General features: G+C 59.4%; 11 protein-coding genes. 10 read left to right on the plus strand and 1 reads right to left on the minus strand.

Annotation, left to right across the window (positions count from 1 at the left end):
- Positions 1–133 precede the first annotated feature (133 nt).
- The 4 genes from DSCA_RS02415 (at position 134) to DSCA_RS02430 (ending at position 4,086) form a co-directional block, all read left to right on the plus strand.
- Complete coding sequence (locus DSCA_RS02415) at positions 134–1,876, plus strand: 30S ribosomal protein S1 (RefSeq protein ID WP_155314913.1); 1,743 nt, start codon at positions 134–136, stop codon at positions 1,874–1,876.
- 212 nt (positions 1,877–2,088) lie between these two features.
- On the plus strand, positions 2,089–2,985 hold the full coding sequence (gene sppA, locus DSCA_RS02420) for a signal peptide peptidase SppA (protein ID WP_155314914.1): 897 nt from the start codon (positions 2,089–2,091) through the stop codon (positions 2,983–2,985).
- A 35-nt stretch (positions 2,986–3,020) separates the two neighbouring features.
- The gene (locus DSCA_RS02425) at positions 3,021–3,806 is read left to right on the plus strand and encodes a ParA family protein (RefSeq protein WP_167527561.1); all 786 of its coding nucleotides are present in this window, start codon (positions 3,021–3,023) and stop codon (positions 3,804–3,806) included.
- Entirely contained in the window at positions 3,775–4,086 is a 312-nt protein-coding gene (locus DSCA_RS02430; protein WP_155314916.1) for a hypothetical protein, read from the plus strand. The genes DSCA_RS02425 and DSCA_RS02430 overlap by 32 nt, the downstream gene beginning before the upstream one ends.
- 10 nt (positions 4,087–4,096) lie before the next feature.
- Here DSCA_RS02430 and DSCA_RS02435 read toward each other — a convergent pair whose 3' ends face one another.
- Positions 4,097–4,702: an L-threonylcarbamoyladenylate synthase gene (locus DSCA_RS02435; RefSeq protein ID WP_155314917.1), complete on the minus strand. Its 606-nt coding sequence runs from the start codon at positions 4,700–4,702 to the stop codon at positions 4,097–4,099.
- A gap of 363 nt (positions 4,703–5,065) precedes the next feature.
- On the opposite strand from DSCA_RS02435, the gene guaB reads away from it, so the two are divergent.
- The 6 genes from guaB (at position 5,066) to DSCA_RS02465 (ending at position 13,570) form a co-directional block, all read left to right on the plus strand.
- The gene (gene guaB, locus DSCA_RS02440; protein ID WP_155314918.1) at positions 5,066–6,532 is read left to right on the plus strand and encodes an IMP dehydrogenase; all 1,467 of its coding nucleotides are present in this window, start codon (positions 5,066–5,068) and stop codon (positions 6,530–6,532) included.
- Positions 6,532–10,074: a DNA polymerase III subunit alpha gene (gene dnaE, locus DSCA_RS02445; protein ID WP_155314919.1), complete on the plus strand. Its 3,543-nt coding sequence runs from the start codon at positions 6,532–6,534 to the stop codon at positions 10,072–10,074. The genes guaB and dnaE overlap by 1 nt, the downstream gene beginning before the upstream one ends.
- 64 nt (positions 10,075–10,138) lie before the next feature.
- Positions 10,139–11,275, plus strand: coding sequence for a DegT/DnrJ/EryC1/StrS family aminotransferase (locus DSCA_RS02450; RefSeq protein ID WP_174783980.1), 1,137 nt, complete (start codon positions 10,139–10,141; stop codon positions 11,273–11,275).
- Between the two features lie 9 nt (positions 11,276–11,284).
- On the plus strand, positions 11,285–12,091 hold the full coding sequence (locus DSCA_RS02455; RefSeq protein ID WP_197904720.1) for a 1,4-dihydroxy-6-naphthoate synthase: 807 nt from the start codon (positions 11,285–11,287) through the stop codon (positions 12,089–12,091).
- Entirely contained in the window at positions 12,091–12,738 is a 648-nt protein-coding gene (locus DSCA_RS02460) for a 5'-methylthioadenosine/S-adenosylhomocysteine nucleosidase family protein (RefSeq protein ID WP_155314921.1), read from the plus strand. Before DSCA_RS02455 ends, DSCA_RS02460 begins: the two co-directional genes overlap by 1 nt.
- Positions 12,728–13,570, plus strand: coding sequence for a UbiA-like polyprenyltransferase (locus tag DSCA_RS02465; protein ID WP_167527562.1), 843 nt, complete (start codon positions 12,728–12,730; stop codon positions 13,568–13,570). The genes DSCA_RS02460 and DSCA_RS02465 overlap by 11 nt, the downstream gene beginning before the upstream one ends.

Below are 13,570 nucleotides of genomic sequence, written 5' to 3' on the forward strand. Positions count from 1 at the left end.
AATGGGGGTGCGTATGGTAAAATTACTTTTTTATTGCATTTTGCCTCGCCTTTCTGTATTGTCCGTAGGCTATACTGCATGCGGTTGCATTTGCAGTAAAATAAAATGAGGCTAAGGGGGTAATCATCAGTCAATGGACAACTTTTTAGACAACGAATCAACCGAAGAAACGATCGAGAAAGACAGCGTCACCGGCGAAAGCATGGCCGAACTCATGGATCTCTATGAGGAGAGCTTCAAGCGTTTTGCCGAGGGTGAGGTGGTCAACGGAAAAATCATCTCCGTGGACAAAGACCATGTCCTGGTGGATATCGGCTACAAATCGGAAGGCCAGATCCGCATACGGGAATTCGAGGTCGATGGTGAAGTTACCGCAAAGGTGGGCGACACCGTCGAAGTCATGGTCGAATGGTGGGACGACGAGAACGAAGTGGTCGTTCTGTCCAAGGAGAAAGCAGAGAAAGTCAAGGTCTGGGACGATATCAAAACGCGTCACGAGGCCGACGACACCATCGCCGGAACGATCACCAACCGCGTCAAAGGCGGGTTTTCCGTGGACATCGGGGTTCAGGCGTTTCTGCCCGGATCCCAGGCGGATCTTCGCCCCATCCGCAACCTGGATGAAATGGTCGGCAAGGAATTCGATTTCAAAATCCTCAAATACAATCGCAAGCGCAGCAATATCGTGCTTTCCCGGCGGGTACTGCTTGAAGAAGAGCGTGAGGAAAAGCGGGCCAAAACCCTGGCCACCATCCACGAAGGAAAGGTGGTTGGCGGTATCGTCAAAAACCTCACCGAATACGGCGTGTTCGTTGACCTGGGCGGTGTGGACGGATTGTTGCACATTACCGATATCTCCTGGGGGCGGGTCAAACACCCCTCCGAACTGTTTACCGTGGGGGATGAGATCAACGTCAAGATCCTGAGCCTGGATCTCGAGCGTGAGCGTGTCTCCCTGGGCATGAAGCAGCTTACCGAAGATCCCTGGGCCAGTGCCATCGACAAGTATCCGGTGGGATCGCGCATCAGCGGGAAGGTGGTGAGCCTGACCGATTACGGTGCCTTCGTCGAACTGGAAGAGGGTATTGAAGGCTTGATTCACGTCTCTGAAATGTCCTGGACCCGCAAGGTCCGCCACCCCTCCAAGGTGGTCTCCGTGGGTGAGATCGTGGACGCACTGGTTCTGGACATCAAACCGGAAAACAGGCGCATTTCTCTGGGCATGAAGCAGGCCGCACCCAACCCCTGGGATGTGATCAGCGACAAATACCCGGTCGGCACCACCATCGAAGGGAAAATCAAGAACATCACCGATTTCGGTCTCTTCATCGGGATCGACGAAGGCATCGACGGCCTGGTCCATATCTCTGACATTTCCTGGACCAAACGAATCAAGCACCCTTCCGAGATGTTCAAGAAGGGCGATGTGATTCAGGCCATCGTTCTGGAAATCGACAAGGCGCAGGAACGCTTCTCTCTCGGCATCAAGCAGTTGCAGGCCGACCCGTGGGATACGGTTGCCGAGCGCTATGAGGTGGGCAAGGAAATCACCGGCACCGTCACCAATGTGACCGACTTCGGCGTTTTTGTCGAACTGGAAGAGGGGATCGAAGGGCTGGTGCATGTCTCCGAGATCAGCAAGGAAAAGATCAAAACCCCGGTGGGCCAGTTTGAAGTCGGCGTGGTGCTGACCGCCAAAGTCATGAATATCAACAGTGACGAGCGGCGTATCGGCCTCTCCATCAAACGGCTTGATATGGAAGATGATCAGGAACTGCTGACCGAGTACGTCAACAACATGGGACCGGTCACCTCCAGTTTCGGTGAAATCCTTCGCGAGAACCTGCAGGAAAAGCTTAACAACGACGACCAATAAAGTCGATTGTTCCATTCCATGAATGCCGGCGGTTCGCCCGAAAGGGGCCGTCGGCATTCATCGTCATGGGCCATGAGGCCTCGTTCGCACGACCGCTGCCGTCCGCAACTTCTTTTCCGATGCGCTTCTCGACGTGTTGCACCTGGTCCCGAAAAAATCCGGCCGGGGAATCCCAACTTCCCCCGGACGGCTCATGAACAAAGGAACCCGCCATGTTTTCAAGACGCCACCCCTATCTTTTCTTTTTTCTGATTTCCCTGGCGCTTTTCACCGGCCTGGTGCTTGGCGCCATGGCGCTGGCAGGATGGATGGGCAGTCGATCCGGTGATTTCAGCGGTGAAGCGGTGGGCGTCGTCGAGATTGAAGGGGCCATCGCCGATTCACGGGACATCCTCGAGCATATCCGCCAGTTCAGGGAAGATGAAGACATCAAGGCCATCGTCGTCCGGATCGATTCCCCCGGCGGGGCCGTCGGTCCATCCCAGGAGATATACCGCGAAATCCGAAAGACCGTCGACACCAAGAAGGTGGTTGCCTCCATGGGGGCCGTGGCCGCATCCGGCGGTTACTACATCGCCTGTGCGGCGGATGGCATCGTTGCGAACCCCGGAACGATCACCGGCAGTATCGGCGTGATCATGGGGTATACCAACTTCAGACAGTTGCTGGACAAGATCGGCATGGTCCCCGTGGTAATCAAGAGCGGTCCCTACAAGGACACCGGATCGCCAACCCGGGAAATGCGGGAGGACGAACGTGAACTCCTCCAGTCCATCACCAGCGGCATCCACGAACAATTCGTTACGGCCATTGCCGAAGGCAGGCGGATGGACCGCGCCCAGGTGGCCCAGGTGGCTGACGGGCGAATTTTTACCGGGGAAGATGCCAAGGCGCGGGGGCTGGTGGACCGGCTTGGTAATTTTGAAGATGCCCTTGCATGGGCCGGCCAGCTGGGCGGCATCGACGGTTCCGTCGTTCCGGTATACGCCCGTGAAGAAAAACTCTCCCTGTTGCGCTATCTGATGTCGTCATCGCTCTCGGATTTGATTTCAAAGGTGGTGCATCCCGGCATCTATGCCGAATACCGCTACCTGCCCCAAGGACGGTGACCCTGCCGGCGTGGCTGGCGGATAAAGGAATGCGTATGCGAATCATCGCTGTGGCCATGGCCAAAGGCGGCGTCGGAAAAACCACTACGGCGGTCAATCTGGCCCACGGGCTCGCCCTGGCGGGTCAGCGGGTGCTGCTGGTGGATTGCGACACCCAGGCACAGACCACCACCTTTCTCGGGGTGTCCCCCCCTTACGGGCTGTACGAGTTTATCACCGGGCATGACGGCGCCGGACAGGCGGTTTTAAAAAAAGAGGCCGTGCACGCAGCCCGCAAAAACCTGTGGGTGCTGGCCGGCGGCATCAAACTGGTGGAACTTAAAAACTGGCTGGGGGAGCAGGCCCGCGACCGGCGGCATGCCATATTGCGTCAGAGCTTGAAACCGGGAAACCAGGGGCTGGACTACCTCATTTTCGATTGCGCGCCCGGCTGGGACGTCCTCAGTGTAAACATCCTCATGGCTGCCAACGAGGTGCTGTGCCCGGTGGCCCTCCAGGGGCCGGCCCTGGAGGGGCTCAAGACCTTCTTCGGCTATCTGGTTTCCGTCCAGCAGCTGAATAAATCCCTTCGGCTCAGGTATATCCTGCCCACCATGTTTGACCGCCGCACCCGCCAGAGCCATGATATTTATCACCGGCTCAGGCGCCTGTTTCGCAAACAGATCTGCGATCCCATCTACCACAATGTGCGTTTGTGTGAGGCGCCGGTGGCCGGGCGGAGTATTTTCGAATTTGCCGGCAGCGCATCGGGCGCCCGCGATTATCGCAAACTGGCAGAAAGGTTGATCGATGACGGCATCAGACAAGAAGACCAGCCCTGATTTTTTTGACGAAACCCCTCTGGATCCGGTTTCGGTGGCAACTGGGCGCCCGGCATCCAGGTCGGTGGTTTCCAAGGCGGCGGTGCCCAAAAGAAAGGCCGGTTTCTACTTCACCGAAGCCCTGCTGGACCGGTTTACCCGAAAATTCCACCAGTTGAAGCTCGACGGCGTTCCCATCGAAAACAAATCCGATCTGGCTGAGATGGCACTTCATTTTGCACTGGACGACCTGGATCGAAAAGATGCCAGCCGGTTGCTCGAACGGTTTCTAAACCGCTGACGTCAAGGGGTCAGAACTGGCTGATATCCCCCAGTCCTTCACGGATGATTTCCGGCACGTCGTCCTCCAGGGACACCACGCTGGACGGCCTGCCCGGTACCGGTCCGCCGTCGATGACGGCATCCAGCCTCGACCCGAAATGATCGTCGATCAGGGAGGCATCCTGAAAGACCTCGCCATCCGGCATGGTGGCGCTGGTTGAAATCACGGGGTTGCCCAAAGCCTGCACCAGGGACAGGCAGATATTGTTGGCCGGTACGCGGATGCCGGCTGTTTTGCGTTTGGTGAGCATGATCTTAGGCACCAGTTTGGATCCGGGCAGAATGAACGTATACGGGCCGGGCAGCAACCGTCTCATGGTCTTGTAGGCATAGTTGGAGACCTTGGCATACTGGCTGATGTTTTTCAGGTCGGCGCAGATGAAACTGAACGGCTGGTTCTTGTGGCGCTGCTTGAGCTGGTAGATTTTTTCGATGGCCCGCTTGTTCATGATATCGCATCCGATGCCGTAATAGGTATCGGTTGGATAGGCGATCAACCCTCCTTGCTTCAATATATCCGCCACCCGGCTGATCAGCCGCTGCTGGGGATTGTCTGCGTTGATGGAAAACAGCATGGCGGTGTCAGGCTCCTGTTGATAAAAAAGAGGGCTGGGTGACGGCGGCCGGCAGCGGCCTGCAGTACCCGTTTCGACAGAACGAAGGCCTGAATCTATTACGGTCGGTCGGGGGTGTCAAGCGGACAAATAAAGATTGATAAAGCGCCCCTCATTTGTTAGTTTCACCGCTTAATCGGTTTCCGGCCCGATGCTAACGTGAGCCTCCTTTAAAGGAAATCATCGCCTGCTTGCCGAAACCTGTGCGAGGTCCGTCTATAGGGCTTTTGACGGTCCACTCACCGGACCGACCCGACTGTCGACGCATGTTACCTTAACCACCACCGCCGACCCGGCCAACTTCCACACGATGCGGAGGATCCCATGAGCAATTTGATCGCAGAGGAAGCTTTTTCCTTTGATGATGTCCTGCTGACCCCAAGCTATTCAGATATCCTTCCCAAGGATGTCGATACCCGTACCCGCCTGACCCGTGAGCTGACACTGAACATCCCCATTGTCAGTGCGGCCATGGATACGGTGACCGAAGCCCAGAGCGCCATCACCATGGCCCGCGAAGGGGGGATCGGCTTTATCCACCGCAATATGAGCGTCGAAAGCCAGGCCATGGAGGTTGACCAGGTAAAAAAATCGGAAAGCGGAATGATCGTGGACCCGCTGACCATCGGGCCCGACCGGCCCATTGAGGAGGTCATGGCATTGATGGCCCGTTACCGGATTTCCGGCGTGCCGGTCACCCGGGGCGATCAGCTGGTGGGCATCGTCACCAACCGGGACCTCCGTTTCGAGACGGACATGACCAAAAAAGTCAGCGATGTCATGACCAGCGAAAAGCTGGTGACGGTCAACGAAGGCATCAGTCTGGAAGAATCCAAGAAGATGCTTCACGCGCATCGTATCGAGAAGCTGCTGGTGGTCGACAAGACCGGGCGCCTGACCGGAATGATCACCATCAAGGATATCGAGAAAATCAAAAAATATCCCAATGCCTGCAAGGATGCCATGGGACGGCTGCGGGCGGGCGCAGCCATCGGCGTGGGCGAAGACATGATGCCCCGGGCCGAGGCCCTGGTGGCGGCCGGGGCCGATGTCATCGTGATCGATACCTCCCACGGTCATTCAGGCAACGTTATCCGGGCGGTGGAGCGCCTGAAGGGGGCGTTTCCCAGGATGCAGCTCATCGCCGGCAACGTGGGGACCGGAGAAGGCGCCCAGGCGCTTATCGATGCCGGTGTGGATGCGGTCAAGATCGGTATCGGGCCGGGTTCCATCTGCACCACGCGTATTGTGGCCGGTATCGGTGTGCCCCAGATTTCAGCGATCATGAACTGCCGCAAGGTTTCCGAGAAGACCGGAGTCCCCCTGGTTGCCGATGGCGGGATCAAGTATTCCGGGGACATCACCAAAGCCATCGGCGCCGGTGCCCACACCATCATGATCGGTGGCCTTTTCGCCGGAACGGAGGAGAGCCCCGGGGAGACGATTCTTTTCCAGGGCAGAAGCTACAAGGTCTATCGGGGCATGGGATCCCTGGAGGCGATGAAAAAAGGCAGCAAGGACCGCTACTACCAGACCGAGCAGGAGTCCGATGACAAACTGGTGCCCGAGGGCATCGTCGGCCGGGTGCCTTTTCGGGGGACCCTTTCCGCCAATATTCTCCAGCTTGTCGGCGGGCTCAAGGCCGGTATGGGGTATGTGGGGTGCCGGACAATCGAAGAACTTCGCCGGAACGCGCGCTTTGTGAGAATCAGTGCCGCCGGCATGCGTGAGAGCCATGTCCACGACGTGATCATCACCAAGGAGGCCCCCAACTACAGGGTGGACAACTAGTGACACAAGCAACTTCCAATTTCGTCCATCTCCATGTCCACACCCAGTACAGCCTGCTGGACGGGGCCATCCGGCTGGAAGACCTGCTGAAAAAAGCCAAGTCCTACGGCATGCCGGCGGTCGCCCTTACCGACCACGGCACCATGTTCGGTGCGCTGGACTTTTACCAGCAGGCCACCTCCGCCGGCATCAAGCCCATTGTGGGCTGCGAATGCTACGTGGCCCCGCGGACCCTGGCCGACAAAACCCCTCTGGACAAGCAGGGAACCCGGCACATGGTCCTGCTGGCCGAAAACCAGCAGGGATACCGCAACCTGTGCAAACTGGCCACCATCGGCCAGCTCCAGGGCTACTACTACAAGCCCCGCATCGACAAAACGGTGCTGGCAGACCATGCCGAAGGCCTCATCGCCCTGTCCGCCTGCCTCAAAGGGGACATCCCCCAGTACATACTGGCCAACCGGATGGACAAGGCCGAGGAGGCGGCCCGGTATTACCAGAGGATATTCGGTGAGGGTAATTTTTACCTGGAACTGCAGAACAACGGCATTCCGGCCCAGGAGAAAGTCAACCAGGGCCTGATCGAACTGGCCGACACGCTGTCCATCCCGCTGGTGGCCACCAACGACTGCCACTATCTCAACCGGCAGGACGCCAAGGCCCACGAGATCCTGCTGTGCATCCAGACCCAGAAGACCATCACCGATCCCGACCGGTTCATTTTCGATTCGGACCAGCTCTATTTCAAATCTTCCGAGGAGATGATCGGCTATTTCGGCGATGTTCCCGGCGCCATCGAAAATACGGTGGCCATTGCCGACCGGTGCTACATCGAGTTCGATTTCAAGACCTACCATTTTCCCCAGTTCGATGCCGAATCGGGAAAGACCGCCGACCAGCTGTTCGAGGAGCAGGTGCGCGAAGGCTATGAACGTCGCATGGCGGTGGTGCGGGAAAAGAATCCGGACCTGGACGAGGCGGTCTACCGTGAACGGCTCGACTACGAGATCAAGACCATCATCGAAATGGGATTCCCCGGGTATTTTCTCATCGTGGCCGACTTTATCGGCTACGCCAAGGAAAACGGCATTCCGGTGGGCCCCGGCCGCGGATCGGCTGCCGGCAGCCTGGTTTCCTTTGCCATGTTCATCACCGATCTGGATCCCATCGAGCATGGCCTCATCTTCGAGCGTTTTTTGAACCCGTCGCGCATCAGCATGCCTGATATCGACGTGGATTTCTGCATCCACGGCCGCGAGCGGGTCTACAATTACGTGGTCGAACGTTACGGCGGCGGCGATTACGTGGCCCAGATCATCACCTTCGGAAAAATGAAGGCCAAACTGGTGATTCGCGATGTGGGGCGTGCGCTGGGACTGCCCCTGGCGGAGGTGGACACTATCGCCAAGCTGATTCCCGACAGCCTGAAGATGACCATTGGCAAGGCCCTGAAGGAAGAGCCCAAACTGGCAGACATGGTGGCGTCGGATCCGCGCTTCGCCGAACTGATCGAAATCAGCCAGGCACTGGAAGGGCTTTCCCGGCATGCTTCCACCCATGCGGCCGGCGTGGTGATCGGTGATAAACCCCTGGTCGAGTACCTGCCCCTGTACAAGGGTAAAAAAGGGGAAGTCGTCACCCAGTTCGATGGCAAGAAGGTCGAGGATATCGGCCTGGTGAAATTCGATTTTCTGGGCCTGCGCAACCTGACCGTCATCGATCACGCGCTGAAGAGTATCGCCCACCAGGGGAAAACCGTTCCGGATCTGGCCCATCTGCCCATTGACGACCGGAAAACCTTCGACCTGCTCCAGAGCGGGGACACTACCGGGGTGTTCCAGCTGGAATCCAGCGGCATGAAAAACCTGCTGGTACGGATGCGCCCGGAGTGCTTTGACGACCTTACCGCACTGGTGGCCCTGTATCGTCCCGGTCCGCTGGACAGCGGCATGGTGGACGATTTCGTGGATCGCAAGCACGGAAAAAAGGAGGTGGCCTACCCGGTGGACGCCCTGGAACCGATCCTCAAGGAAACATACGGGGTCATCGTCTACCAGGAGCAGGTCATGCAGGTGGCAGGCGCACTGGCCGGCTATACCATGGCCGATGCGGACAGCCTGCGCAAGGCCATCGGCAAGAAGATCACAGCCCTGATGGCCAAACACCGGGAGAAGTTCATCAGCGGTGCGGTGGAAAACGGTGTGGACAAAACCATCGCCACGGAACTGTTCGACCTGATCGAAAAATTCGGCGGCTATGGATTCAATAAATCCCACAGTGCCGCCTACGCCCTGATCGCCTACCAGACGGCCTACCTCAAGGCCCATTTTCCCGTTGAATTCATGGCCGCGCTGCTGACCAGCGAAATCGACACCATCGACGGCGTCGTCAAGTTTATCAATGAGTGCCGGACCCACACCATCGAAGTGCTGCCGCCGGACATCAACGAGAGCAGCACGATGTTCACCGCCGTCGACGGCCGCATCCGTTTTGGCCTGGCGGCGGTCAAGAACGTGGGGGAAGCCGCCGTCGACCTGATTATCAAGGAGCGCGAAGAAAACGGAAAATTCACATCGCTGTTCGATTTCTGCCAGCGCGTGGACCTGACCAAGGTCAACAAACGGGTGCTGGAAAGCCTGATCCGGTGCGGTGCGCTGGATTCGACGGGGGTTTTCCGCTCCCGCCTCATGGCCGTGCTCGAAGATGCCCTGGATTTCGGCCAGCGCATTCAACGGGAAAAGAACAGTGCCCAGATGAGCCTGTTCGACACCGGCTCCGGAGACGGACCGGCCATCAATCAGCCGGTTGTGCCATCCATCGACGAATGGGACGAGCGGGAAAAGCTGCAGCAGGAAAAAGAGACGCTGGGCTTTTACGTTACCGGCCACCCGCTGGACCAGTACAAGGAAACCCTGGAAAAATTCACCAACGTCGACGCCCTGAGCCTCCGTGAAGCGGCCGACAAGAGTGCGGTCCGTATCGGCGGCACCGTCAGCAGTTCCAAGGTGATCCGCACCCGCAAGGAAGAACTCATGGGATTCGCCACGGTGGAAGACCTGAACGGCACCGTTGAAGTGGTTGTTTTCCCTTCCGTATACGCCGACTGCGCCGAGCTGCTGGCAGCGGATACGCCGGTGCTGGTGCAGGGCCAGGCCCAGGTCGAGGACAACGGCGTCAAGATTCTGGCCGATGCCATCATTCCCATGGACCAGGCCGAAGCCACCTGGACCGTGGAGGTTCGCCTGATGGTGGATCCGGCCGCTTCCGACCGGGAAACCCTGGAACGGGTTCACCGGACGTTGAAGCGGTACCCGGGGCCCTGCAAGGGGTTTGTCCACGTCTGCCTGAAGGATCAGGCCGAGGCCATCGTCTCCATGACCGAATCCCTGCGAATCCGCTACTGCGACGCCATGATTCGCGAGGTCAACGCCATTTTCGGATACGATGCCGTGCAGACCCGCTGCATCGATGCCGCCGGCGCCATGAGAAACAGTGAACTCAACGGGCGGCGGAACAATGGCCGTCACTATTCCCGAAACTGATGGGGGATTGCCGGCCCCGCTCATAATGACGATACGATTCTCTTTCCCCAAAAGGAAGAACACCGTGAAAGTACCCCTGCTGGACCTCAAAGCTCAATACCGGACCATCAAGGACCGGATCCTGGACGTCACCCACGAGATTTTCGAAAGCCAGTATTTCATCCTTGGTCCCCAGGTGGCGGCCCTGGAAAAAAAGATCGCCGGTTATTGCCACGTCGACCATGCCGTGGGGGTTTCCTCCGGGACCGACGCCCTGATCCTGTCGCTGATGGCCGCCGGCATCGGACCCGGGGATCGGGTGATCTCCACGCCGTATACTTTTTTTGCCACCGCCGGTGCCATTGCCCGGGTGGGGGCTACGCCGGTCTTTGTGGACATCGATCCGGACAGCTACAACCTTTCCTGCGACAGGCTCCAGGAGGCCGTTGGTGCCATGACCGCCCACCAGCTGAAAACGGTCAAGGCCATTATTCCCGTGCATCTGTATGGCCAGTGCGCCGACATGGACCCCATCCTGGAACTGGCCGCGGCCCACGGCTGGGTGGTCATCGAAGACGCCGCCCAGGCCATCGGCGCCGAATACAAGGGGCGACGGGCGGGCAGTATGGGAGACTACGGCTGCTTCTCGTTCTTTCCTTCCAAGAACCTGGGGGCTTTCGGTGACGGCGGCATCGTGACGGCCAGCGACCCGAAGGTCTGGGAGCAGCTTGAAATCATGAGGGTTCACGGCGCCAGCCCCAAATATTATCACCGGGTGGTGGGCGGCAATTTCCGTCTGGACGCCCTTCAGGCCGCCATCGTGGCGGTCAAACTGGAATTCCTGGACGGCTGGACGGCTGGACGGCAGGACAATGCCGCCCGCTATCGGGAGTTGTTCGCATCGGCCGGTCTGGCGGATCGGGTCGGCCTGCCGGTGGAAAGAGAGAACCGGCACATCTACAACCAATTTGTTATCCGGGTTGACACCGGTCGGGACGACCTGAAGGCCTATCTCGGCGAGCAGGGGATCGGGACCGAAGTGTACTATCCGGTGCCCCTGCATCTTCAGGCCTGTTTTTCGGGGCTGGGCCATGCCGCCGGCGATTTCCCGGTTTCCGAACGGGCGGCCAGCCAGACCCTGGCCCTTCCGATCTATCCCGAACTGACCGGCGCCCAGCAAGCCTACGTGGTGGAACAGATCGTTGCTTTTTTTAACCGTTAGGATGGTCCCGTGGCGGATGAACTCAGATTAGGCTATTCCCCCTGTCCCAACGATACCTTCATGTTCAACGCCATTGCCGGCGGTGATGTGGGGGTCGCCGGATACCGGATGACACCGGTGCTCCACGATGTGGAGACACTCAACGAAATGGCGCGAAGGGACACCCTGGAAGTCACCAAGCTTTCCTTTTACGCCTGGCTCAAGGTCAAGGAGCGCTACCGTCTGCTTGACAGCGGGGCCGCCATGGGGTTCGGCTGCGGTCCGGTGCTGATTGCCAAAAAAAACGTCAGCCGGTCGGACATCCATCGCTGCCGGGTGGTGCTGCCCGGGCAGTGGACGACGGCGCACCTGTTATTCCGGCTGTGGGCGCCGGACGCCCGCCAGCGGATGTTTACCACCTACGATCGGATTTTTGAGACCGTTGCCTCCGGGCAGGCCGACTGCGGGGTGGTCATTCACGAAAGCCGGTTCACCTTCCAGTCGGCCGGGTTTTCCCTGGTGGCGGATCTGGGAAACTGGTGGCAGGAACGGACGGGGTTGCCCATTCCGCTGGGCGGCATCGCCGCCCGGAAAAACCTGGGGGAACCGCTGATCGCCGAGGTCGACGCGGCGGTGGCCAAAAGCATCCAGCGGGCCATGGACCACCCCGCCAAGGCGCTGCCTTACATTCGGCAGCATGCCCGGGAAATGGATGAGGGCGTGCTTCAGGCGCATATCCGTACCTTCGTGAATGATTTCAGCCTCCGGCTGCCGGCCCAGGGCCATCGGGCGGTTGAGACGCTGGAATCCATGGCCCGCGATGCCGGTGCAATCTGATGGTGGGCGTCGTTTATGCCACCCGGCGCGAGGCCGGCCCCCTGCTGTCCGTGATGTCAGCCGTGCCGCATGCCCGCCGTCCGTTTCTTACGTTTCAGGGCGCCGCTGACCGTGGGACGCCATGCATCGTGGTGGTCAGCGGCATGGGCAAGGTGGCGGCAACCGCGGCGGCAGCGCATCTGGTGACGGTCCACGGGGTGGCGATGCTGGTCAGCGCCGGTCTGTGCGGCCGGTTGACCCCGGACCTGCGCTGGTCCGTCGGCGATCTCTTTCGAATCAGTACCGCCGTTGAAGGCGACTGCGATCGGTTCGGCCGGGCAGAGCCGCCCGTAAGCTGCGATGCCGGCTGGTTTGGCCGATTGGCGCCCGCCCGGCTGGTGACCTGCGACCGGCCCGTATTCGACGCCGCCCAGCGCAGCCGCTTGTCCGGAATCGGGGACCTGGTGGACATGGAGGGCGCCGCCGTGGCCCGTGTGGCCGGGCTTTACGGCATCGGGTGTGCAATGGTAAAAGGCATCAGTGACGCTGCCGATGAAAAGGGGAGGCGGGAACTGGGCCGCAACATCGATCGGGTATCGGAACGTATTGCCCGTTTCCTGGCGCCTGAATTGTCGACAACCCGAAACAGTGAATCTCATGAAATCTGAATCCACACTGCAAAATGTCCTGAACTTCACCAAAATCGAGCACACGGCGTTCAGCCTGCCGCTTATCCTTACCGGTGCCTGGATGGGCGCGGGGAACCGGTTCCCGTCCACCACCGTGATGGTGCTGGTCGTTGTTGCCGCCGTGGGCGCCCGTGTTTTCGGCATGGCCATGAACCGCGTCTTCGATCGGCATATCGACCGGTTGAATCCTCGCACCGCCGGCCGGGAACTGCCCTCGGGCAAAATGACCGTGTCCATGGCCATGGCCATCGCCTTCGGCGGACTGATGGTCTATATGTCGGCCTGCTGGATTCTCGGCGGGTGGTGCCTGATGCTGTCACCGATCCCGCTGGTGCCGCTGCTGGCCTATTCACTGCTCAAGCGGTTCACCCCCCTTTGTCATTTCGGCATCGGGCTTTGCCTGGCGCTGGCCCCGCTGGGCGCTTATGTGGCTGCCGCCGGTCACCCCGGGTTTTCCGCAGCCGTGGTTCTTTTTTCCGGGTTTGTTTTTTTCTGGCTGAGCGGCGCGGATATCGTCTATGCGCTCATGGACGTCGACAATGACCGGCTAAACGATATTCACAGCCTGCCGGCATGGCTGGGCGTCAGCGGCGCCCTGCGGGTGGCGGCGGGCATTCACCTGCTGGCCTGGTTCATTCTGGCAGGGGTCGTTCGGATCATGGGCGGCGGACCGGCCGCCTGGATGGCCCTGGCCACCGCGGCCGTCTTTCTCGGGCTGATGTACGTTCCCGCCATCCCGCTGCCCAAACGATTTTTTCCCATTTCCACCATTGCCGGCATTGCCGGTTCGGTGGCCCCCATGATCGCCTGA

Source organism: Desulfosarcina alkanivorans (genome assembly GCF_009688945.1).
Taxonomy (GTDB): domain Bacteria; phylum Desulfobacterota; class Desulfobacteria; order Desulfobacterales; family Desulfosarcinaceae; genus Desulfosarcina; species Desulfosarcina alkanivorans.

Coding starts and splice junctions, on each gene's coding strand:
- sppA (WP_155314914.1), top strand. CDS start 2,089: ATGTTTTCAAGACGCCACCCCTATCTTTTCTTTTTTCTGATTTCCCTG.
- DSCA_RS02465 (WP_167527562.1), top strand. CDS start 12,728: ATGAAATCTGAATCCACACTGCAAAATGTCCTGAACTTCACCAAAATC.
- DSCA_RS02435 (WP_155314917.1), bottom strand. CDS start 4,702: ATGCTGTTTTCCATCAACGCAGACAATCCCCAGCAGCGGCTGATCAGC.
- guaB (WP_155314918.1), top strand. CDS start 5,066: ATGAGCAATTTGATCGCAGAGGAAGCTTTTTCCTTTGATGATGTCCTG.
- DSCA_RS02425 (WP_167527561.1), top strand. CDS start 3,021: ATGCGAATCATCGCTGTGGCCATGGCCAAAGGCGGCGTCGGAAAAACC.
- DSCA_RS02430 (WP_155314916.1), top strand. CDS start 3,775: ATGACGGCATCAGACAAGAAGACCAGCCCTGATTTTTTTGACGAAACC.
- DSCA_RS02415 (WP_155314913.1), top strand. CDS start 134: ATGGACAACTTTTTAGACAACGAATCAACCGAAGAAACGATCGAGAAA.
- DSCA_RS02460 (WP_155314921.1), top strand. CDS start 12,091: ATGGTGGGCGTCGTTTATGCCACCCGGCGCGAGGCCGGCCCCCTGCTG.